We start from the raw sequence: 23226 nt of genomic DNA, 5'->3' as shown, positions 1-23226 counted from the left end.
GACGTGGATGGCCGTGACAAGCCCGGCCATGACGATGCTGGATCCTACGCCACCGTCCCGCCGTCGACCGGCATCGCGATGCCGGTGACGAACGACGCCTTGTCCGACAGCAGGAACACCGCGACCTCCGCGATCTCCTCCGGGCGCGCGGCGCGGCCCATCGGATTGCGGGTGACCGCGGCCTTGATCAGCTCCTCGGGATCGGCCTCATTGTGACCGGGCTGGTCCGGCCGGTTGACGAACACCCGCAGCATCGGCGTGTCGATCGCGCCGGGGCAGATCGCATTGACGCGCACGCCATCCTTGGCGTGGCGCTTGGCGAGCGCCCGCGCCAGGCCGATCACGCCGGCCTTGGCCGCCGAATAGGTCGGGCTCCACGGTGAGCCGACCAGGCCCGAGGTCGATGCGGTGAACAGGATGCTGCCCTTGCGCCGCGCCGTCATCTGTCCGAGCGCCGCATTGGTGGTGATCAGCTGCGAGCGCAGATTGAGATCGACGCTGAGATCCCAGCCCTCCAGATCGTCGATCACGGACGGACCGGGAATGCCGAGATGATTCCACACGCAGTCCAGCGCGCCGAACTCCTTGACGGTCGCTGTTACGATATCGCGCGAAAAACCGTCGTCGCGGAGATCGCCGGTCAGCGCCAGCGCGCGTCCGCCGCCCTTTTTGATCTCCTCGACCACCGCCTTCGCGCCGGGCTCGTTCTGATCGACGACCGCGACCGCCGCGCCCTCGCGCGCGAGGATGAGCGCCCCGGCTCGGCCGGCGCCCGACGCCGCGGCGGTGACGAGTGCGATCTTGCCCTGCATGTCCATGTTTCGATCCTGACTGTGCTCGTGACCCCGAGCCTTCTTGGTTCTGGTTGAAGGTCTGGTTGAATCAGGACCGCAGCTCTGCCGTCTTGCGCTGACGCGCTATCTTCACGCCGCTTGCGTCGCGCTAGCGGCCGCCGAACAGAACCGGAGACTGGCCGGGCAGCAACTGCGAATGAATGTCGCTGTCCATGCGCTCGGCCCCCTGCTGAGCGAAGCCAACCCCGAACGACAGGCTGACATTCGAACTCGGGCGAAACTCAAGTCCTGCACGCGCCGCATATCCAGCGTTGACGGCGGGATTGCCGCTGAACGGCGCCAGCGGCCCGCCGGCGCCGGGCGGATTGTATTTCAAGGTGTCGAAACCGGCGAAGAAGGTCACGGGCGATCCGCCGACGCCCTTGAAATTGTAGCCGAACTGCGCGCCCTGATATTCGAGCGAGCCGAACGCGGCCGATTGGCCGAGCGTGTTCCAGCCGACGCGGCCGCCTTCACTGCCGACAAACCAGCCGTCCGGCTGATTGCCGTTCAGATACGAGAAGTCGCCACCCTGCGCGCCGGCGGCGTCAAAACCCGGAAAGTTTCCGTAAGTGTCCACCTTCTGGCCATCGGCCAGGCTGCCGCCGAAGCCGAACAGCGAGCCCGGCGTCCAGTAGCGTACGGGTCCGGCCTGGGCGTTGGCCTGCGGGCTGCTCAGGAACAGCGCCAATAATGGGATTGCGAGGCCGAGCTTGCTTGCGAAAGAGGACATCAGGTTACCGTCACGTGCCCGCAAACTATACCCTTCGGGCGCTGGCAATGCCAGCGGTGCCGCCCGGTCAGAAGTAGCTCGTCTGGCCCGGTCACAAGGAACACCGAAGCCGCGCCGGCGAACGGCCGAGCACCAGGGAAGCATTTGGCTTTGCCAGACGAGGCCAGAGCACCTCAGTCATCATCGTGAACCTGACGATCATCTGACACATCGCTCGATCACACCGAGACCCGGTCGTGGACCGATGTCGCCGCCGACATCGCAGTGTTGCAAGATCGTCCGGACGGCCGGAAATCGATCGCATCGCTCGGCAATGCGGATTGACAGGCCGGCACGTTTTCGAAAATGTGCGACACCGCGTCGCAGGCGCCCTCCGTCGGTCTTGTGACCCTCTCGGCGCGGAATGGCGTCGTCATGAAGTGGTTTCGTTCGAACATCAGGCACGGGACTCGGCTGGCGCTTTTGGCGCTGGCGGTCCAGTTCGTGCTGTCGTTCGGCCATTTTCATGCCATTGCGCCGGCACAGGCGACGGCCAACTCGTCGTTGCAGCGGTCGCAAGCTTCGATCGAAGCCGCCCTCGCGTCGCTCGCGGTGCATGTCGAGAACACATCGCGCGACGAGCCGCGTTCGAATCCTGACTCCGATCAGGCCGCAGATCTTTGCGCCATCTGCGCCGTCGTGGCGATGGTCAACGCGGCAATGCCGGCGCTGCCGCCGCTACAGCTGCCGGATGCCGCCGGTCTGCTTTCCTGGCACATCGACAATTATGCGGCCCCGGTCGACATCAGCCGGCTTCACTATCAGCCGCGCGCGCCTCCGATCTCCTGACATCCCAGCACAACTGAACTGCGAACGCAGCCACATGCCGGCTGCCGTTTGATCAATGGGGAATGTCGCCGTCGCGCCTCGACGGCGGGCTCGACCGCGTCCTGTTCGGAAGGATCCGGATCGCGGCCTCACGGGATCGGGAACCAACATGTCAGGAAATATCAGACGATACGCCGCCGCCGGTGCGGCATCTCTCTTGTTCTGCGGGATGAATGGCGCGGGACTGGCGCAGACCGCCGCGCCGACCACCGAGCTTCCGGACGTCACGGTGACGGCGCCGCAGCGCCACACCGCGCCGTCCGGGCCGAAAAAGCCGAAGACGCGCATTGCGACCGGAAGCGGTCGACGCGCGCGAAGAGCCGGTGCGGTATCGACGGCGCCCGAATCCGCCGAACAGAGCGAGGCTCGGGGAATAGCAGGCCAGAATGCGCGGCTCGACCAGGCCCGCGCCGCCCTGCTGGCGCCGACCGGCGCCAACACCTACCAGATGAGCCAGCAGCGCCTCGAGTCACTTCCACAGGGGACCAACACCACCCTGGACAAGGCACTGCTGCAGGCGCCCGGGGTTTCGCAGGACTCGGCCGCAAGCGGCGAACTGCACGTGCGGAACGAGCACGCCAACCTGCAATACCGCATCAACGGGATCATGCTGCCGGACGGCGTCGGCGCCTTCGGCCAGATCATCGACACCGGCATCGTCGGCAGCATGGCGCTGATCACCGGCGCGCTGCCCGCGCAGTACGGCCTGCGCACCGCCGGCGTGCTCGACATCCAGACCAAGGCCGACGCCTTCAACAATTCCGGCAGTATCGGCGTCTATGGCGGCAGCCACGGCATGTTCACGACCAGCGTCGACTATGGCGGCACGATCGGACAGACCCAGTATTACGTCTCAGGACGCTATTTCGGCAGCGATGTCGGCATCGAGAACCCGACGCCGGCCTACAATGCCATCCACGACAGGACGGATCAGGAGAAGGGCTTTGCCTATGTCTCGACGGCAATCGATCCGACCAGCCGGCTGACCTATATCGGCGGCGTCTCCAACGGCGCCTATCAGATCCCCAACAATCCCGGCCAGACTCCGGCCTTCACTGCCTTCGGCGTCTCGAATTTCGATTCCGCGCTATTGGCCGAGCGGCAGCAGGAGTTCAACCAGTTCAACGTCGTGGCCTATCAGAAATCGGGCGACGGATTCGACTACCAGATCGCCTATTTCAACCGCTACAGCCAGCTGCACTTCATGCCCGATCCGGTCGGCGATCTCGTGTTCAACGGCGTTGCTTCGGACGTGTATCGTCAGAGCACCATCAACGGGATCCAGGAGGATACGTCCTACAGGCTGGGCTTCGCGCACACGCTGAAGTTCGGCGTCGCGTTCAGCGCCGAGCGCTCGCTCGTCAACAACGGCTCGACCGTGCTGCCGCTGGACGACGCCGGCAACCCGATCGATGCGCCGCTCTCCGTGTTCGACTCCAGCGCCAAGACCGGATACCTGTTCTCGACCTACATCGCCGACGAGTGGAAGATCACGAACCAGCTTACGCTCAACGCCGGTCTGCGCTTCGACCAGATGTGGCAATATGTCGACGCCAACCAGCTGAGCCCGCGGATCAGCCTGACATGGAAGCCCTATGACGGCACGACCTTCCATGCCGGCTATGCCCGCAACTTCACGCCGCCCGAGCAGGTGCTGGCGGCACCGACCAACCTTGCGCTGGTACAGAACACGACGGCGCAGCCTGCGACCACTGCCAATGACCCCGTGCTGCCGGAGCGCTCGCACGTGTTCGACGTCGGCGTCACCCAAAAGGTTGATGCGATCCAGGGCCTCGAAGTCGGCATGGACGCCTATTACAAGATCGCGACCGACCTGCTCGACGACGGCCAGTTCGGCCAGGCCTACGTCCTGACCGCCTTCAACTACGCGAAAGGCACCAACGAAGGCGTCGAGCTGACGGCGCGATACGACCACGACAATTTGCATCTCTACGGCAATGTCGCCATCGCGAAGCAGGTCGCGACCACCGTCGTCTCGAACCAGTATCTGTTCGATCCGGACGAACTGGCCTACATCGCCAACAATTACGTCAACACCGACCATGCCCAGACGCTGACCGCGTCGGTGGGCGGCTGGTACCAGTGGCGCGACACCAAGTTCAGCGCCTCGCTGATCTACGGCTCAGGCTTGCGCGACGGCTTTGCCAATACCGGCACGGTGCCGCCCTATACGCAGGTCAACCTCGGCGTCTCGCACGACTTCAACATTGTCGCGCCGAACAAACCCACCACGCTGCGCCTCGACGTCGTCAACCTGTTCGACACCGTCTACCAGATCCGCGACGGCTCCGGCATCGGCGTATTCGCCCCGCAATACGGCCCGCGCCGCGGCGTCTATGCGGGCATCACGCAGAAATTCTAGCGAGACATAAGGCCAAATCCGGAAGTCGCCAGGGCGTGACTTCCGGATTCAAATTGATCGAGCGCTCGGTCTTACTTGTGTAATGGCGACGCCGGAGATCGCAAGCAGCCCACCGACCATCAACTTCGGGGTCATGCGGTCGCCGAGGAACAACACGCTCGAAATCAAGGCAAACAGCGGAATCAGCAGGCCGAATGGTGCGACGCGGTTCAGGGAGCATCGGGCGATCAGCCAGAACCAAAGGCCAAACCCGACAATTCCTCCGATGAAAATCGTGTAGGCAAGTGCCAGCCAACCACGTCCGTCCGCCGTGGCAAGGCTCGTCAGTTGTCCATATTCAAGGAGCAATGACATCAACAAGACCTGCGGCACCGTGAGCAGCGACGACCACCCCATCAACATCAAAGGATCAAAAGGGCCGTAGCGCTTCGTCAAGACGCTGGACACCGCGAACGCGAATGCTGCCCCGACCACAAGCAGCAGCGGAAGTGCATTTGCCGACAGGCCGGGCCCTGCTGCCACCACGACCACGCCGACGAATGCAATCACCACTCCGGCGGACGTGGTGAGAGACGGCCTCTCCGCGAGCAGCGGCCAAGCCAACAGGACGGTGAAGGGCGGCGCGAGTTGATAGGCGACGGCCGACATGCTTCCCGAGCCGAGCCCAAGGCCAACGTAGAAGAGCCCGAAGTTCAGTCCACCAAGGAAAATCGAAATAGCGGCGACGGGGCCGAACTGCTGACGCGTGGGCTTTTTGACGAACGGAACAAGCAGCAGTGCGATGGCCATGAACCGCAGTGCGAGGAAGAAGAGCGGCGGAAACTCCGTGACGCCCACTTTGATGGCCACGAACTGATAACCCCAGAGCAAGGGAACGGCCACCGCGCAGACGATCTGGATGGCAGACATGGCATCCTTCCTTTCAAGACCATTTGGTCCAGATATAGGTGCGCCAACAGCGGAGGCGTCCATGGGTTGTTTACCTGATGAAGCGGTCGAGAAGAGCGTCAACGGTAGCTTGCGACGTGATCCGTGTCGGTGCCGTTTTGGCGACCACTCGCAGCCCCCAAAGGAAACAGACGAGAATTCGCGCGGCACTTGAAGGCTCAACACCGTCTGCTAGCTTGCCCGCCGCCCTTGCACCGGAAAGCGCATCCGCCACCCTGGCCTCCATGGCTTTGAAAAAGCTCGCGATGCGACGATCAACTTCAGCATCATGGCCGGCCAGTTCCATGACGGTGGCCACCAGCAGGCATCCGCGCCGGCCATTGGCGCCGCTGGTGCGATCAACGTAGCCGGCAAGGTAGGCCCGCAGGCCGTCGACCGGCTCTCTGCCGGGGGCGAGTTCGATATCCATCCGTGTCAGGGCATCGGCAATGTAGCGGTCAAGCGCACGCAGGAAGAGCGAGTGCTTGTCACCGAATGCGGCGTAAAGGCTGCCACGCGAGAGCTTTGTCGCACGAAGCAGGTCCGGAAGCGCAGTCGCGTGGTAGCCGCGCGACCAGAACACATCCATCGCGCGCTCGACGGCGGCCTCCGTGTCGAAACTTCGGGGGCGGCCACGGGGCAACTGCACGGGGGTCTGGTGGCGCATAGGTCATATATAGACCATTCGGTCCATATATCAAGCCAGTCCGCGCCCTAAAGTGCGATGAGCAGGTGTCCTTTCAACAGGTCCGCCAGCCAATCGGCAAACACCTGCAGCCGCCGCGACAGGTGCTGGCGGTGCGGATAGAGCAAGGTCATCGGCATCGGCGTCGCGCGATGCCGCGGCATCACCTCGACGAGTTCGCCCGCATCGAGGTGCCGCTTCACGTCGTAAGCAGGAATCTGGATCAGGCCGAGGCCGGCGAGGCAGCAGGCGATATAGGCCTCGGCGCTGTTGACGGTGACGCGGCCGCGCATCGCGATGGTGCGCGCCGCGCCCTGCTCGCGCCATTCCCATTCCGCGATGCGGCCGGTGGAGGGCGAGGCGTAGTTGACCGCCCAATGCGCGCCGAGATCGTCCGGCGTCTGCGGCGTGCCGTGGCGCGCGAGATATCCCGCGCTCGCGACATTGATCAGCGTCAGATTGCAGAGCGGCCGCGCGATCAGACCGGAATCACCGAGCGGGCCAACGCGCACGACGCAATCGGCGGAGTCCGCGATCAGATTGATGGCGCGATCGGTGACGCCGAGATCGATGTCGATCTGCGGGTAGCGGTCGAGGAACGCGGGCAGCGCCGGCGCGATAATCAGGCGTCCGATCCGCCCGGGCACGTCGACCCTGAGTCGACCAGACGGCTCGGCGGCGGCATGGCGGAACAGGGTCTCGGCCTCCTCGACATCGGCGACGACGCGCAGGCACCGTTCGTAGAAGGCCGCGCCATCATGGGTCAGCGACACTTTTCGCGTCGTCCGGTGCAGTAGCCGGGCGCCGATGCGCTGCTCCAGCTCCGCGACCGCCGAGGACGCCGACGAGCGCGGCAGCCCGAGCGTGTCGGCCGCCCGCGTAAAGCTCGCGCACTCGACGACGCGGGCGAAAACGCGGAAGAGATCGATGCGGTCCACGACTAACGCCCCGATTGTTCGCTATTTCTGACAAGTGAGGTCAGAATGCATGGCTTTATCGGCAAATCCTAGACGATATCGTTGCCTCCAGGAAGCGGCCGCACGCGCGGCCGCATGATCCGGAGAGGCAAACGCCATGACCGACCACAGCATCAAGGGCAAAACCGTCATCATCGCCGGCGGCGCCAAGAACCTAGGCGGCCTGATCGCACGCGATCTCGCGGCCCACGGCGCGAAGGCGATCGCGATCCACTACAACAGCGCCGCGACCAAAGCCGACGCCGACGCGACCGTCGCTGCGATCAAGGCGGCCGGCGCCAACGCGGTCGCTTTTCAGGCCAACCTCACGACATCGGGCGCGATGGAGAAGCTGTTCACCGACGCCGTCGCCGCGATCGGCCGTCCCGACGTCGCGATCAACACCGTCGGCAAAGTGTTGAAGAAGCCGATGGTCGAGATCTCGGAGGCCGAATACGACGCGATGAGCGCGGTCAACACCAAGTCGGCGTTCTTCTTCCTCAAGGAAGCCGGTCGCCATGTGAACGACAACGGCAAGATCTGCACGCTGGTGACGTCGCTGCTCGGCGCCTACACCCCGTTCTATGCGGCCTATGCCGGCACCAAGGCGCCGGTCGAGCACTTTACGCGCGCGGCCTCTAAGGAGTTCGGCGCACGCGGCATCTCGGTTACCGCGATTGGCCCCGGCCCGATGGACACGCCGTTCTTCTATCCGGCCGAGGGTACGGATGCGGTCGCCTATCACAAATCGGCAGCGGCGCTGTCCGGCTTCTCGAAGACCGGTCTCACCGACATCAAGGACATCGTGCCCTGGATTCGCCTCCTGGTGTCGGACGGCTGGTGGATGACCGGCCAGACCATCCTCGTCAACGGCGGCTACACCACGAAGTGAGATCGCCGTTCTCTGCGTGCACGCGCCGTGCTTTGCAGCGGAAAACAGGCCGCCGGCGGAATTTGACCGCCGGTTTGGCCGGCGATATCTTTCGCCCTGCTGGGCCCTTCGCAGTGACGGTCTATTCGAGGCGCACATGGAATGGTCGACCAGGCCGGCCCGTCCGGATCAACCCTTCGGCAGTTGGGCAGACGACCTCGCAGCTGCCTTCGTGCGACTGGAACCGCGCAGGATTGCCGAGGAATCGTTTGCGGGCGCGATCTGCAAGGTCGACGCCGCGCCGCTGCAGATATCGCGGGTCACGGCGAGCGGGCACATCGTGCACCGGCTCGCCTCGCACATCGCTGCGAGCACCGACGACCTTTGCTTCGTCAACCTCCAGCTCGAAGGGCTAGGACGCACCTCGCAGCGCGGCCACGAGCAGATCAGCGCCCCCGGCGATCTCGCGGTTGCCGATACGACGCAGCCGTTCGAGATCGCCCACCGGCATAATTTCAAGCTGTTCTGCTTTGCCGTGCCCCGGCGTCTGTTGCCGGATGCGCTGTTCGACCACCCGCGGCTCGGCCTGTCTGCGACCGAAACCGGCCGCGCGCTCTCGCGGACGCTCGCGAGCTACGCCGAGCTCTGCCTGAGCGGCGGTCAACTCGCAACAACCTCGGCGATGCTCGGCACGCATATCGCCGAGCTGATCGCGCACGCCCCCGACATCCTCGCCGACACGGCGGCAGAGCGCGTGCATACGCCGGTGCTGCTGTCGATGATGCTTGACCATATCGCGCGTCACAGCGACGACCCCGAGCTCGGTGCACCGGCGCTGGCCACGAAATTCCGCTGCTCCGAGCGCTACGTGCACCGCCTGTTTGCAACCACCGGCCGCTCCGTGGGCGAACATGTCAACGAGCAGCGGATCGCCTCTTGCACGCGCGCCCTGCTCACCTCTGCCCACAGGACGATTGCCGAGATCGCCTTTGCCGCGGGCTTCCGCGACATCTCGCATTTCAACCGCCGGTTCAAGCGCCACAATGGCCTCGCCCCGCGCGAGTTCCGCCGCGCCGCCGCGCACTGAAGCGCGACGAGACCGGGTTCACGACCCGGTTCAGTCCGCGCCAAGAAATCGGGCACTGCCGTCCAAGATTTCCTGACCATGACGCGATAGCGATAAGCCCGACACGGAGGGCATCGGCATGGCGATCGATTTCACGCTCACGGCGCAGCAGCGCGAGCTGCAACTCGCCTCCCGCAAATTTGCCAGGGCGCTGCTGGCCGAAGCCAGAGCCGCCGAAAAGCTGGCAACGCCGGAGCAGCGCTTTCTCGCCACCAAGCCGACGTACGAGGCGATGGTGGCGGCAGGCTATTTGCGCAAGTGCATTCCGGCGCCGGCGGGCGGCGACAATGCCGGTATGATCGATATGGCGATCCTGGCCGAGGAATTCTACAGCGTGAACCCCAGCGTGACGCTCACCATGCTTGGCAGCGTGCTCGGCCTGCTGCCGCTGCTGCTCGGCGGCACGCCGGAGCAATGCCAGCGGCTGCTTCCGCCCTTTCTGAAGACCAGCGGCGCGCCGCTCGCCGCCTTCTGCTCCAGCGAACCGGGCGGCAGCGCCAACGCCGCCTCACCGCCGCCCGGCGAGGGCGTCCGCACCACCGCCCGGCGAGAGGGCGACAACTGGCTGATCAACGGCCGCAAGAAATGGGTGTCCTCGGCCACCGGCTGGAATCGCGAGGGTGCCGATCTTCTGACCATTGTGTGCCGGACCGATCCGGTGGCAACAGCGGACACCGCCATCTCGATCATTGCCGTGCAAGGTCCGGTGACCGGCCTTGTGTTCGAACGCGCAATCGACAGCATCGGTCATCGCGCGCACCTCGTCCCGCAGTTTGGTTTTCAGAATGTCTCGGCACCGCACCACAATCTGCTCGGACAGCCGGGCTCAGGTCTCGCGCTGACGGCGGCGGCGTTCACCGGCACGGCGGCACTGGTCGGAATCTTCGGCGTCGCGCTGATGCGGGCGGCCTTCGCGTTCGCGCTTGATTTTGCCCGCAGCGAAAAGCGCGGCGGCGTTCACCCCATTATCGAGCATCAGGCGGTCGGATACGCGCTCGCCGATGCCAAGACCACGATCGAAGCGGCGCGCACTCTCAGCTGGCGTGCCTGCCATGCCCTGGACACCCAGTCGCCGGCGGCCGAGGAGCTTGCGGTGCAGGCCAAGATCTTCGGCTCCGAGGCTGCCGTGCGCGTCATCACCGATCTGATGCGGGTGGTCGGCATCGACAGCTACGACCATGAAGCTCCGTTCGGTGGCCTGCTCCAGGACGCGCTCGCGCTGCCGATTTTCGACGGCGGCAATCTTGGCATCCGGCGCCGGCAGCTGCACACGATGTTCAAGAGCCGCGACTACAGCCCGCTCGCCGCAAGCGGAGCGGCATAAGCGCGGAGTTTTTAGAGGGCACAATCATGAGCACAGAGCGGAAAGTGGCAGTCGTCACCGGCGCATCTCAGGGGATCGGCGCCGGTATCGTTCAGGCCTTCAGGGATCGCAACTACCGGGTCGTTGCGACGTCACGCTCGATCAAGCCGGCCGCCGATGCGGATATCGTCACGGTGGCGGGCGACGTCGGCGCGCCTGACACGGCGGAGGACGTGTTCAAAACGGCGCTGGAGCGCTTCGGCCGCGTCGACACGCTGGTCAACAACGCCGGCATGTTCATGGCGAAACCGTTCACGGCTTACACCCAGGATGACTACGCCAGCTACATCTCGACCAACGTGACCGGCTTTTTCAACATGACCCGGCGCGCGCTGGAGCTGATGAGCAAGCAGGGCAACGGTCACATCGTCACGATCACGACGAGTCTCGTCGACCAGCCGATGAGCAGCGTCCCGGCCGCCCTCACCTCGCTGACAAAGGGAGCCTTGAGCGCCGCAACTCGCGCGCTCGCCATCGAATACGCAAGGAGTGGAATCCGCGTCAACGCGGTGTCGCCCGGAATCATCAAGACCCCGATGCACCCGGCGGAGGCGCATCAGGCGCTGGCGGCACTTCACCCGGTCGGCAGGATGGGAGAGATCTCCGACATTGTCGACGCGGTGCTCTACCTCGATGGCGCAGGATTTGTGACCGGAGAAGTGCTCCACGTCGACGGCGGACAGGCTGCCGGCCACCACATGCCGTAGCAAAGCGATGCCCGGACCGTGTTGCCGCTCCGCGCTGCTTCGGGCGTCGCGGCAGCGCTAGTTCGGACAAATCATGTCGCGGGAATGCGGATGTGTGACTCATAAGTGGCGCAACAAGTTTAGTGTCGTCCCGGCGAAGACCGGGACTCATAACCCCAAATACTGCTTGTTGCGCGATGCTGGAACGACGAGTCCCGTTCACAGATCCGCTGCGGCGTATGGGTCCCGGCCTTCGCCGGGACGACGATTGCGTATGCGGCGCTGCATCGGACTCCAGGATAGGCAAAGCCTCACCCACACCGTCATCGCCCGGCTCGACCGGGCGATCCAGTACGCCGCAGCCTCTCAGCTTAAGCACGAACGCCTGGAATACCGGATCACCCGCATGCGCGGGTGATGACACCGAACACGCGACCGCGACATTGCGCCGCGAACCTCGTTGCGGCGCAACAATCAAAATGAGACTGCCCGTTAAGCTACCCCGCGTCGACGACATCCGCGCCGCGCCTGCCTTCGGCTAGCTTTATCAGCAACAACCGGACGCCCATCAGCCTTCGTCAGGCCATGTGGACGCCGGCGACAACACCAGGGAGGAGCGCGATGTTGAAAGGCAGTTTGGGACTGATTGCGTTGGGCAGCCTGTTGCTTTCGGGCACGGCGTTCGCTCAGGAGAAGATCAAGGTCGGCGTCACCGCAACGCTCGAAGGCACCTACACGGTGCTCGGCGAGGACGGCATGCGCGGCTTCCAGACCGCGCTCAACGTGCTGGGCAAGAAGATCGGCGACAAGGAGCTCGAATTCGTCGTCGCCTCGACCGACGCGACGCCGGACTCCGCGGTGCGCGCGGTGCGCAAGCTGATCGAGCAGGACAAGGTGCAGATCCTGCTGTCGCCGCTGTCCGGCGACGAAGGCATCGCGGTGAAGAACTTTGCCAAGACGCATCCGGAACTGACCTTCGTCAACGCCGCCTCCGGCGCCCAGGAGACGACCTATGTCGATCCGGCGCCGAACTTCTTCCGCTACAACATGGACGGCGCGCAGTGGCAGGTCGGCCTCGGCAAATACGCCTATGAGACCAAGGGCTATCGCAAGATCGCGACCGTCGGCGAGGACTACTCCTTCATCTACACCCAGGTGTTCGGCCTGGTGCTCGAGTTCTGCGGCGCCGGCGGCCAGGTCACCAACCGGCAATGGGTGCCGCTCGGCACCAAGGACTTCGCGTCCGTGATCGCCGCGCTGCCTGACGATGTCGATGCAATCTATCTCGGCCTCGGCGGCGCCGACGCCGTCAACTTCCTCAACCAGTATCAGCAGGCCGGCGGCAAGGCGCATCTGATGGGCGGCTCGATCATGATCGACCAGACCATCCTGTCGTCGAAGGGCAGCGCCAAGAACGCGCTGGTCGGCACCATCGCGGCGAGCGGCCAGGCCGATACCTGGGAGGATCCGGGCTGGCAGAAATTCGTCAAGGCCTATCAGGACTCCTTCCCGGAGAGCAAACGCTTCCCGAGCCCGTCGCTGCTCGCCACCAACTACTATGGTTCGACGATGGCGCTGATCCTGGCGCTGCGGCAGGTCAACGGCGACCTCTCCAACAACCAGGCCAAGCTCAAGGACGCGCTGGCGAAGATCGAGATCGACGCGCCGAACGGCAAGATCAAGCTCGACGCCAACCGCCAGGCAATCGGCACCAATTTCGTCACCGAGGTGGTCGATGACGGCAAGGGCGCGCTGTTCAGCAAGGTCGTCAAGGTGATCCCGAACGTCAACCAGACGCTGGGCTACGATCCGGCGGTGTTCGCCAAGATCGGCCTGCCGGGCCGCACGGTTCCGGAGTGCAAGAAGTACTGACGTATTTGTTGCAGTGCAGGCAAGCCAGCCGTGACCAAGGCGCGCGGTTGCATCGAGAGCCCTGCTCGCCCTTGCTTTCCGCGGGCGGATGTTGAACGCTTGTCGAAAAGACAAGAACATCCCGCGGGAGGGGAGGCATGAGCAGGGCGCTTGCCGTCTTCCACGGCCGGTTCGGTCGCGCGACGGTCTATCAGTTGAACCGTCCCTTCAACGTGCATGCGCACCGCGAAGGGCACCTGATCTTTCATGTCGGCGGCACGCCGGCCCAGATCGACGTCTCCGAGCAGCGCCTGCTGCTCAAGGACGACACCGTGGTCGCGGTCAACCCGTGGGAGCCGCACAATTTTCTGCCGACCGACATGGACCACGGCGCGATCTTCTTCGTGCTCTATGTCAACGCCGAATGGTTCACGCCGCAGCCCGCCAGCACACAGGGCCTGCGGTTCGGCCGCACCTTCTTTCCGCGCACGGAGGCGCTCGACCGGCTGATCCGCCGCACCGCAGCACTGGTATGCGGCGCGCCGTCGCTGCGCAGCCTCGATAGCGAGCTCCGGCAGTTGATCGACTCCTGCTACGAGGAGAGCTGGCAGGCCGCGCAGGATGCGCGCGCGGCCGCCGCCGTGACCGATTTCCGGGTCCGCAAATCGATCAAGCTGATGTCGGAAAGCCCCGGCGCCGAAATCGAGCTCGATGCGATCGCGCGGGAGGCGGGGTTGTCGCGGCCGCATTTCTACCGGCTGTTCCGAACCCAGACCGGCGTCACCCCTCACCTCTACATGAACACGCTGATCATGGAGCAGGCGCTGGATGCGCTGGTGGCGACCGAAACGCCGATCGCCGATATCGGCTTCGATCTGGGCTTCTCCTCGCAGAGCGGCTTCACCCGTTTCTTCGCCGCCAATGTCGGCATGGCCCCGACCGACTATCGCCGCGCCGCCAAGGTGTTGCGGCCGTAAAGAAGTTCCGCACAACGATGGAGCAGCGATAAAAGATACTCTCGATCAAATCCGACGCCTTCGCTCTCGGTAGGATGCAGGACACGCGACCCGGCAGACGGTCGCGACCGACGGAGGGAACGCGACGGAGATGGCCAGGTTCATCGAACGCCATCCGGCCTGGGCGCTGATCGTGATCATCGCGGTCGCGGTGCTGCTGTGGCTGGTGTTCGCGATCTGGCCGCCGGGGCTGGAAGCCGCGATCGGCCGCAAGCGGGTGTTCCTCAACGCTGTCTTGAACGGCATCACGCTCGGCGGGCTGTATTTCCTGGTGGCCAGCGGCTTCACGCTGATCTTCGGCCTGATGCGAAATGTCAACCTTGCGCACGGCTCGCTCTATCTGTTCGGCGGCTATGTCGGCTATGCGATCAGCACCTGGACCGGGTCCTGGCTGCTCAGCTTCATCATAGCCTTCATCGCGGTGGCGCTGGTCGGCGTGATCCTGCAACTTGCCGTGTTCCGCCGCATGGAGGGACAGGACCTGCGGCAGACCATGGTGACGATCGGGCTCTCGATCGTGTTCGCCGATTTGATGCTGTGGGTGTTCGGCGGCGACTTCTACCAGGTCCAGACCCCGAGCTGGCTGATCGGCCCAGTGCAGCTGCCGCTGCTGACCGCGGTGAAATCATCGGGCGAGCCGGTCTATCTGCAGTATCCGCTGGTCCGGCTCGTGATCTTCCTGGCCTCCGTCGTGATCGGGATTGCGATGTGGCTGGCACTCAACCGCACGCGGATCGGCATGATCGTGCGCGCCGGGGTCGACGACCGCGACATTCTGGCCGCGACCGGGGTGCGGATCCAGCTCGTGTTCGTGCTGGTGTTCGCGCTCGGCGCAGGGCTCGCCGGCATCGCCGGCGTGGTCGGCGGCACCTTCCAGTCGCTGTCGCCGGGCGAGGACACGCGCTTCCTGCTCGCCTCCCTCGTCGTCGTGATCGTCGGCGGCATGGGCTCGATCCCGGGGGCCGCGCTTGGCGCCGTCATCATCGGGCTCGCCGAGCAGCTCGGCTCGGTCTACATCCCGACCTACGCCATCGTCGTCACCTTCCTGATCATGGTGCTGGTGCTGGCGCTGCGGCCGCAGGGCCTGCTCGCGAGGCGATGAGATGTCGTTGCTCCAGAGCACCCAGCTTCGTCCCGACCCGTCTGCCAACGCGACCCGCGGCGCCCTGATCCGCGCCTGGCCGGAATTCCAGAATCCGGTGGCCTGGCTGGTCGCGCTGATCCTGGTGATCATGCCGCTGATCGCCAACGGCTTCTTCCTGATCGAGATCTTCGCTACCACGCTGATCCTCGGCATCATCGCGCTCAGCCTGATGTTCCTTGCCGGCTATGGCGGCATGGTCAGCTTGATGCAGCTCACGATCGCGGGCTTCGCCGGCTACATGGTCGCGGTGTTCGGGGTCAGCGGCAACGCCAATATCAGCCTCGGCTGGCCGTGGTGGCTCGCAACCCCGATGGCGTTGGCGCTGGCGACGCTGTTCGGCACGCTCGGCGGCGCGCTCGCGGTCCGCACCGAGGGCATCTACACCATCATGATCACGCTCGCGATCGGTGCAGCCTTCTACTATTTCACCAACCAGAACTGGGCGATCTTCAACGGCCATACCGGCATCAACACCGTCGCGACGCCGCATTTCTTGGGCGTCGACTGGCGCGGCGATATCGCCTTCTACTACGTGACACTCGGCGTCGCAGCGATCTGCTATTTCGTCGTCCAATATGTCTCGCGCGCGCCGTTCGGCCTCGCGCTGCAGGGCGTCCGCGACAATTCCCGCCGCATGGCGGCGCTGGGCTTCAACCCCAATGCGCACCGCATCGCGGCCTACGCCTTCGCCGCCTTCATCGCGGCGCTCGGCGGCGTGCTGCAAGTCTGGAACTACCGGCAGATCTCGCCCGGCTCGGTCAGCGTCGGCGCCTGCATCGACGTCTTGATCATCGCCATAGTCGGCGGCATCACGCGGCCGATCGGCCCGTTCATCGGCGCGCTGATCTTCGTCCTGCTGCGCACTTTCGCGCTCGACGTGTTGATCAAGTTCGGGCTCGACGGCAACCGCTTCCGGCTCTTGATCGGGCTCGGCTTCCTCGCCATCGTGTTCTGGTCGTCCGACGGCGTGATCGGCCTCTGGGACCGCTGGCGGCGCAGCAACACATCCTCGACACAACGTTCAGGCGGAGGCCGCCATGGATAGCGTCGCGCAGCGACTGTCTGTGGTCGGCGCCGGCGCGGCCCTGGAGCTGCGCGGCGTCACCCGGCTGTTCGGCGCGCTGGCGGCACTGACCGACGTCACCATCACCGTGCGTCCCGGCGAGCGGCGCGCGGTGCTCGGCTCGAATGGCGCCGGCAAAACGACGCTGTTCAACTGCATCACCGGCGACTTCCCGCCCTCCTCCGGCACGATCCGCTTCTTCGGCGAGGACATCACCCAATTCCCGCCCTATGAGCGCATCCGCAGGGGCCTGCGCCGCACCTACCAGATCTCGGCGCTATTCCCCGGCCTCACGGTGCAGGACAACGTCTATCTCGCCTGCCGCGGCGTCTCGCGCGGCCGCTTCTCGTTTCTGCGCCCGGGGCAGAACGATGCACTGATGCACGCGACCGAAACGCTGGTGCAGGCCGTACACCTTGCCGGCGTCAAGGACCAGCGCGTCGCCGAGCTGGCGCATGGCCAGCAGCGTCAGCTCGAGATCGCGCTGGCGCTGGCCGGCGCGCCGCGCTTCATCCTGTTCGACGAGCCGGCGGCGGGACTGTCGCCAACCGAGCGGCGCGAGCTGATCGAGATCCTGACCTCGCTGCCGGCGCATATCGGCTACATCATCATCGAGCACGACATGGATGTTGCGCTGCGCGTGGTCGAGAGCGTGACGATGATGCACAACGGCCGCATCTTCAAGGAAGGCCTGCCGCGCGAGATCGAGTCCGATCCCGAGGTGCAGGAGCTCTATCTTGGAGCCGGCCATGAGTGACCGCCGCGCCGCCCCCGCGCTCGAGGTGAAGGGCCTCGACGTCTATTACGGCCATTCGCATGCGCTGCAAGGCGTCGACCTCACGCTCGATTCCGGCGTGTTCTCGGTGGTCGGCCGCAACGGCATGGGCAAGACCACACTGTGCAAGGCGATCATGGGCCTGGTGCGCGTCAGCGGCGGCTCGATCCGGATTCGCGGCGAGGAGGTCACCCGACTGAACCCGGCGCGCATCGCCCGGCTCGGCGTCGGCTACGTACCGCAGGGCCGGCGCCTGTGGCGCTCGCTGACCGTCGACGAACACCTTGCGCTTGCCGGTGGACTGCGGCGCGGCGCCTGGACCATCGAGCGGATCTACGACACCTTCCCTCGCCTCGCCGAGCGCAAGAACAACGGCGGCAACCAGCTCTCCGGCGGCGAGCAGCAGATGCTCGCGATCTCGCGCGCCCTGCTGACCAACCCGCAGCTGCTGATCATGGACGAGCCGACCGAAGGCCTCGCGCCTGTGATCGTCGCCCAGGTCGAGGACATGCTGCTGCGCCTCGGCGATGAGGGCGGCATCTCCGTCCTGGTCATCGAACAGAATATCGGCGTGGCGACGGCGGTCTCCCAAAACGTCGCCATCATGGTCAATGGCCGGATCAACCGCATCATCGACTCCGCCCGCCTCGCGACCGACCGCGAGCTGCAGCAGCGGTTGCTCGGCGTCGGCACTCATGGCGCTGACGGGACCGACGCCGAGACCGCGCCGGCAAAGGTCGAAGCGGCCGCCACGCCGCAGCCGGAACGCAAAGGGCCGGCCCGCATCTACGTCTCCAATCCCGTGCTGCCGACGCGCTGGTCGCAACCGGTGCCGATCGCCCGTATCGAGGCCGCCGCACGGACGCAGTCCGCCGCCGTCAGGCGTCTCGAAGAGGCAACCCGCACGCGGCGCGAACCGGCAACGTCGAGAACATCCGGGCCTCCCGTGGTGCTGGTCGTTGGCACGCTCGACACCAAGGGTGCGGAGCTGCGCTTCATTCGCGACATCCTTGCCGGCAGCGGCCTGCGCACCCGGCTTGTCGACGTCTCGACCAGCGGCAAGGCGGCGAGCTGCGACGTGACCGCGCAGGAGATCGCGCTGAACCACGGCCGCGGCGGCGCAAGCGTGTTCGGCGCCGATCGCGGCGCCTCGGTGACGGCGATGGCGGAAGCATTCGAGCGATGGCTGCGCCGCCAGGGCAACATCGCCGGCATCATTTCGGCCGGCGGCTCCGGCGGCGCGTCGCTGGTCGCCCCCGGGATGCGCGCGCTTCCGGTCGGCGTGCCAAAACTCATCATCTCGTCGGTCGCCTCCGGCGACGTCGGTCCTTATGTCGGGCCCGCAGATATCACCATGATGTATTCGGTGACCGACGTGCAGGGCCTCAACTCGATCTCGCGCACGGTGCTCGGCAACGGCGCCCATGCCCTGGTCGGCATGGTCAAGGCGCGGCTCGACGAACAGGCCAGCAAACAACGCGATACGAGCGCTCATCTTCCCGCCATCGGCATCACCATGTTCGGCGTCACCACGCCGGCCGTGCAGAAGATTGCAGCCGATCTCCGTGAAGATTTCGAGTGCCTCGTCTTCCACGCCACCGGCGTCGGCGGCCGCTCGATGGAGAAGCTGGTCGAGTCCGGACAGCTCGCCGGGGTCATCGACCTCACCACCACCGAGGTCTGCGACCTCCTGATGGGCGGCGTGTTCCCGGCGACCGAGGATCGTTTCGGCGCCATCATCCGCAGCCGCGTGCCCTATGTCGGCTCGGTCGGCGCGCTGGATATGGTGAACTTCGACGCGCCCGACACGATTCCGGAGCGCTACCGGCAGCGCAAATTCCATGTCCACAATCCGCAGGTCACCTTGATGCGGACCACGCCGGAAGAGAACGAGCGGATCGGCCGCTGGATCGGCGAACGTCTCAACCAGATGGACGGGCCGGTGCGCTTCTTCCTGGCCGAAGGCGGCGTCTCCGCGCTCGATGCACCCGGCCAGCCGTTCTGGGACCCGGATGCTGACGCTGCGCTGTTTCGCGCGCTGGAGCACACCGTGCGTCAGACCGGCAACCGGCAGATCATCCGCATCAAGCGCAACATCAACGATCCCGAGTTCACCGCCGCCATCGTCAGCGCGTTCCGTCCGCTGCTCGGACGCGCCGGTGGCCGGCGAAGGATGGCGAGGTGACCCATGCCCAGGTTTGAACGCGCGGCGCTGTTGAAGAAGTTTCACGCCATGATCGCGCGCGGCGAGCCGATCGTCGGCGGCGGCGCCGGCACCGGGCTGTCGGCGAAATGCGAGGAAGCCGGCGGCGTCGACCTGATCGTGATCTACAATTCTGGCCGCTACCGCATGGCCGGCCGCGGCTCGCTCGCCGGACTGATGCCCTATGGCGATGCCAACGCCATCGTCGTCGAGATGGCCGGCGAGGTGCTGCCGGTCGTGACCAAGACGCCGGTGCTCGCCGGCGTCAACGGCACCGATCCATTCCGCGACATGGAGGTGTTCCTCGACCAGCTCAAGGCGCTCGGCTTCTCCGGGGTGCAGAATTTCCCGACCGTCGGACTGATCGACGGGACCTTTCGCGCCAATCTCGAAGAGACCGGAATGTCCTACGCGCTCGAGATCGACATGATCGCGAAGGCGCACGACAAGAACATGCTGACCACGCCCTATGTGTTCAGCGAGCAGGAAGCGACCGCGATGGCGATTGCGGGCGCGGACATCATCGTCTGCCATATGGGGCTGACCACCGGCGGCACGATCGGCGCGCACACCGCCCTGAAGCTTGCGGACTGCCCTGCCCGGATCGAAGTCTGGGCCGAGGCCGCGCTCAGCGTCAATTCGAACATCATCGTGCTCGCGCATGGCGGTCCGATCGCGGACCCCGCGGATGCCGATTTCATCATGAAGCAGACCCGCAACTGCCACGGCTTCTATGGCGCCTCCTCGATGGAGCGCTTGCCGGTCGAGCGGGCGCTGACGGATCAGGTTCGCAAGTTCAAGGCGATCGGCGCGCGCTAGAGCCGCCGTGACCAAGGGAGGAAGAGATGTCGGGGATGCTGGTCGGTGAATTGATCCTCTGGCTCATCGTCGCGATCGTCGCGATCGTCATCATCGTCTACGTGGTGAACTGGCTCTACCACCGCTCATCGAAGGAAACCTCCTTCGTCCGCACCGGCTTCCTCGGAGAACGCGTGGTGATCAACGGCGGTGCCTTCGTGCTGCCCTTCATCCACGACTACACGCCGGTCAACATGAACGTGCTGCCGATGGGGATCGTGCGCTCCCGGCAGGATGCCGTCATCACCCGCGACCGCATGCGCGTCGACATCGAGGCCGATTTCTACGTCCGGGTGCAGGCGACCCGCGAGGCCGTCTCGATCGCCGCCGCCACGCTCGGCCGCCGCACTATGGAACCCGAACAGCTGCACACCCTGCTCTCCGGCAAGTTCATCTCCGCAATCCGCTCCGTTGCTTCCGAGATGACGATGGAGCAGATGCACGAGCAGCGCGGCGAATATGTCGCCCGCGTCAAGGCCAATGCAGCGGAAGCGCTGGCGCAAAACGGCCTCGAACTGGAATCGGTCGCGATCACCGATCTCGATCAGACCGACCTCGAATATTTCAACCCGTCGAACCGCTTCGACGCCGAAGGCCTGACCCGCCTGATGGAGGACATCGAGTCCAAGCGCAAGTTGCGCAACGACATCGAGCAGGACTCGATGATCAAGATCCGTTCCCGCAACCTCGAAGCCGAGCGGCAGGCACTGGACATCGAGCGCGAGAGCGAGACCGCCCGCCTCGAGCAGGAGCGCGACATCGAGATGCGCCGCGCCCAGCAGCGCACCGAAGTGGCGCGTGAACGTGCCTTGCGCGAGACCGAGTCCGAGCAGGCTCAGATCGCGGCACGCGAAGCCATCGAAAAGGCCCGCATCGCCAATGAGCAGGCCATCACCGAAGCCCGGATCGCCTCCGAGCGCGAGACCCGGCACCGGGAGATCGAACGTACCCGCGCGGTGGAAGAAAGGGAGTTGCTGGCGCGTGAGGAGATCGAGAAGGCGCGTATTGCCAACCAGCGCTCGGTCGACACCACGCGCATCGCCTCCGAGCGCGAGGTCCGCCAGCGCGAGATCGAGCGGATGCGTACCGTCGAGGAAGCCGAGATCGCCGCCCGCGAGGCGATCGAGAAGGCCCGCATCCAGCAGGACCGCGTCGTCACCGATGCCCGCATCGCCAATGAGGAAGAGACCCGCCGGCGCGAGATCGAGCGCACCCGGGCGGTCGACGAGGCCGAGATCGCGGCCCGCGAGGCCACCGAAAAGGCCCGCATCGCCCAGACCATGGCGGTCAATGTCGAGCGCATCTCCTCGGATGAGCGGACCCGCGCGCTGGAGATCCAGCAGATCTGCACCATCCAGGAGGCCGAGATCGAAGCGCAGAGGGCGGTCGAAGCCGCCCGCATCGCCCGCGAGAAGACCCTTGCGGCCGAGCGCATCGCCGCCGACCACGCCACCCGCAAGCTCGAGATCGAGCGCAACCAGGCGATCGAGATCGCCGGAATCACCGCGCGCGAGGCCACGGAGGCGTCGCGGATCGCCCAGGAGGAGCACGTCCGGGCACTCGAGATCGCGCGCACCCGTGCGATCGAGGAAGCGGACATCGCCTCGCGCGAATCGATCGAGGCGGCGCGCATTTCGCAGGAGAAGTCGGTCGCCGCGCAGCGCATCCGTGCCGAACGCGAGACGCGCGCGCTCGAGATCGAGCGCACCGGGGCAATCGAGGCCGCCGAGCTGAAGCGCCGCGACGCCGTCGAGCGGCAGCGGATCGATGTCGAGCTGGCGCTGGAGAGCGAGCGGATCAGCTCCTCCAAGACCCGCGAGGTGCTCAACATCGACCAGAAGCGGGCGATCGAGCTCGCCGACGAGGAGCGCGTGATCGCACTCGCCGCCAAGCGTTCGGAACGCATCGATGCCGACCGGCAGGTCAAGCAGGCCGAAATCATCGCGCGCAAGGAAGTCGAGACCACGGACGTAACCCGCGAGCAGGCGCTGGAGGCTGCGCGGATCGCACGGCGCCGCTCGATCGAGCAGCTCGAGGTCGCCCGCAACCAATCGCTGCAGGAAGCCGAGATCGCTGCGCGCGAGGAGGTCGAGCGCGCGCGCATTTCGTCAGACCGCGGCCTCGACGAGGCCCGGATCGGCCGTGAGCGCGAGCTGCGCAAGCTCGAGGTGAACAGGGAGAGGGACGTCGAAACCGCCTTGATGGAGAAGGCCATCGCGCTGCACCAGAAGTCGCTGGAGGAATCGGCGGCGCGCGCCGCTGCCGAGGACGCGAGGGTCCACGCCACTGAGGCTGCCGAGCGCGTCGTCACCGCGCGCGAGAGCGAAATCGCCAAGCGGCGCAAGACCGTCGAGGTGCTGCTCGCCGAGAAGCAGGCCGAGGAGACCAGGATCGCCGCCGGGGCCGAACGGGTGCGTGCGACGGTCGAGGCCGAGGCGCAGCGCCTGCTCAACGAGGCCGAGAACGTGCTGACCGACCAGGCCCGCTACTCGCTGTTCCGTCGCAAGCTGCTCGACCGGATCGAGGGCATCGTGCGCGAGAGCGTCAAGCCGATGGAGAAGATCGAGGGCATTCGCATCCTTCAAGTCGACGGTCTCAACGGAAATGGCAATGGCAGTGGTTCCGGCCGCAGCGCCACCGACGAGGTGATCGACTCGGCGCTGCGCTACCGCGTGCAGGCGCCGCTGATCGACTCGATCCTCTCGGACATCGGCGTCGAGGGCGGGAGTCTCGCCAAGATGCCCGGCCTGATCCGCGAGGCGCGAGACATGCAGGGCATCAAGGACTCCGCGCGCAAGAGCGGCGGCGACGCCAAGCCGGCACCGCCCGAGGGCGGTGGCGAGCCGCGCCCCGAGCGCACGCCGCGCAAGAAGGACTGAGCTCACG

General features: G+C 65.6%; 19 protein-coding genes. 14 read left to right on the top strand and 5 right to left on the bottom strand.

Annotated elements, in window-relative coordinates; all coding sequences use genetic code 11:
* Positions 1–44: 44 nt before the first annotated feature.
* Both ABIB78_RS02480 and ABIB78_RS02475 read right to left on the bottom strand, forming a co-directional pair.
* Positions 45–818: an SDR family NAD(P)-dependent oxidoreductase gene (locus ABIB78_RS02480; RefSeq protein ID WP_429021024.1), complete on the bottom strand. Its 774-nt coding sequence runs from the start codon at positions 816–818 to the stop codon at positions 45–47.
* A gap of 124 nt (positions 819–942) precedes the next feature.
* Positions 943–1566, bottom strand: a complete 624-nt coding sequence (locus ABIB78_RS02475; RefSeq protein WP_429021022.1) for a hypothetical protein — start codon at positions 1564–1566, stop codon at positions 943–945.
* A gap of 345 nt (positions 1567–1911) precedes the next feature.
* Between ABIB78_RS02475 and ABIB78_RS02470 the strand changes: the two genes are divergently transcribed.
* The gene (locus ABIB78_RS02470) at positions 1912–2394 is read left to right on the top strand and encodes a DUF2946 family protein (RefSeq protein ID WP_429021020.1); all 483 of its coding nucleotides are present in this window, start codon (positions 1912–1914) and stop codon (positions 2392–2394) included.
* Between the two features lie 148 nt (positions 2395–2542).
* Positions 2543–4816, top strand: coding sequence for a TonB-dependent receptor (locus ABIB78_RS02465; protein WP_429021017.1), 2274 nt, complete (start codon positions 2543–2545; stop codon positions 4814–4816).
* A gap of 48 nt (positions 4817–4864) precedes the next feature.
* Here the strand turns inward: ABIB78_RS02465 and ABIB78_RS02460 are convergent, their stop codons facing one another.
* The 3 genes from ABIB78_RS02460 to ABIB78_RS02450 all read right to left on the bottom strand — a co-directional run bounded on the left by ABIB78_RS02460 (position 4865) and on the right by ABIB78_RS02450 (position 7366).
* A complete protein-coding gene (locus ABIB78_RS02460; RefSeq protein WP_429021015.1) occupies positions 4865–5725 on the bottom strand; it encodes a DMT family transporter in 861 nt (286 codons plus the stop codon).
* Positions 5726–5795: 70 nt separating this feature from the next.
* On the bottom strand, positions 5796–6410 hold the full coding sequence (locus tag ABIB78_RS02455) for a TetR/AcrR family transcriptional regulator (RefSeq protein WP_429021013.1): 615 nt from the start codon (positions 6408–6410) through the stop codon (positions 5796–5798).
* 47 nt (positions 6411–6457) lie between these two features.
* Entirely contained in the window at positions 6458–7366 is a 909-nt protein-coding gene (locus tag ABIB78_RS02450) for a LysR family transcriptional regulator (protein ID WP_429021010.1), read from the bottom strand.
* 136 nt (positions 7367–7502) lie between these two features.
* On the opposite strand from ABIB78_RS02450, the gene ABIB78_RS02445 reads away from it, so the two are divergent.
* The 12 genes from ABIB78_RS02445 to ABIB78_RS02390 all read left to right on the top strand — a co-directional run bounded on the left by ABIB78_RS02445 (position 7503) and on the right by ABIB78_RS02390 (position 23219).
* Positions 7503–8276 (top strand): SDR family oxidoreductase, encoded by a 774-nt coding sequence (locus ABIB78_RS02445; protein ID WP_429021007.1) that lies wholly within the window; start codon positions 7503–7505, stop codon positions 8274–8276.
* Positions 8277–8412: 136 nt separating this feature from the next.
* Positions 8413–9342 carry a helix-turn-helix domain-containing protein gene (locus ABIB78_RS02440; protein WP_429021005.1) on the top strand — a complete coding sequence of 310 codons (930 nt, stop codon included), beginning with the start codon at positions 8413–8415 and terminating at the stop codon, positions 9340–9342.
* A 118-nt stretch (positions 9343–9460) separates the two neighbouring features.
* Complete coding sequence (locus ABIB78_RS02435) at positions 9461–10705, top strand: acyl-CoA dehydrogenase family protein (protein WP_429021003.1); 1245 nt, start codon at positions 9461–9463, stop codon at positions 10703–10705.
* Positions 10706–10731: 26 nt separating this feature from the next.
* On the top strand, positions 10732–11451 hold the full coding sequence (locus tag ABIB78_RS02430; protein WP_429021001.1) for an SDR family NAD(P)-dependent oxidoreductase: 720 nt from the start codon (positions 10732–10734) through the stop codon (positions 11449–11451).
* A 600-nt stretch (positions 11452–12051) separates the two neighbouring features.
* A complete protein-coding gene (locus ABIB78_RS02425) occupies positions 12052–13302 on the top strand; it encodes an ABC transporter substrate-binding protein (protein WP_429021000.1) in 1251 nt (416 codons plus the stop codon).
* A gap of 137 nt (positions 13303–13439) precedes the next feature.
* Complete coding sequence (locus ABIB78_RS02420) at positions 13440–14258, top strand: helix-turn-helix transcriptional regulator (RefSeq protein WP_429020998.1); 819 nt, start codon at positions 13440–13442, stop codon at positions 14256–14258.
* Positions 14259–14388: 130 nt separating this feature from the next.
* Positions 14389–15399 (top strand): branched-chain amino acid ABC transporter permease, encoded by a 1011-nt coding sequence (locus ABIB78_RS02415; protein ID WP_429020995.1) that lies wholly within the window; start codon positions 14389–14391, stop codon positions 15397–15399.
* Position 15400: 1 nt separating this feature from the next.
* On the top strand, positions 15401–16486 hold the full coding sequence (locus tag ABIB78_RS02410) for a branched-chain amino acid ABC transporter permease (protein WP_429020993.1): 1086 nt from the start codon (positions 15401–15403) through the stop codon (positions 16484–16486).
* Positions 16479–17261, top strand: a complete 783-nt coding sequence (locus ABIB78_RS02405) for an ABC transporter ATP-binding protein (RefSeq protein WP_429020991.1) — start codon at positions 16479–16481, stop codon at positions 17259–17261. The genes ABIB78_RS02410 and ABIB78_RS02405 overlap by 8 nt, the downstream gene beginning before the upstream one ends.
* Positions 17254–19464 carry an ABC transporter permease gene (locus tag ABIB78_RS02400; protein WP_429020989.1) on the top strand — a complete coding sequence of 737 codons (2211 nt, stop codon included), beginning with the start codon at positions 17254–17256 and terminating at the stop codon, positions 19462–19464. Before ABIB78_RS02405 ends, ABIB78_RS02400 begins: the two co-directional genes overlap by 8 nt.
* A 3-nt stretch (positions 19465–19467) precedes the next feature.
* Positions 19468–20301: a phosphoenolpyruvate hydrolase family protein gene (locus tag ABIB78_RS02395; RefSeq protein WP_429020988.1), complete on the top strand. Its 834-nt coding sequence runs from the start codon at positions 19468–19470 to the stop codon at positions 20299–20301.
* A 26-nt stretch (positions 20302–20327) separates the two neighbouring features.
* Positions 20328–23219, top strand: coding sequence for a flotillin domain-containing protein (locus tag ABIB78_RS02390; protein WP_429020986.1), 2892 nt, complete (start codon positions 20328–20330; stop codon positions 23217–23219).
* Positions 23220–23226: the final 7 nt, after the last annotated feature.

The organism is Bradyrhizobium sp. I1.14.4 (assembly GCF_050435825.1).
In the GTDB taxonomy this organism is placed as follows: Bacteria; Pseudomonadota; Alphaproteobacteria; order Rhizobiales; family Xanthobacteraceae; genus Bradyrhizobium.
The sequence above is the reverse complement of the archived record's forward strand: the minus strand, read 5'-3'. Positions and strand labels throughout refer to the sequence as shown.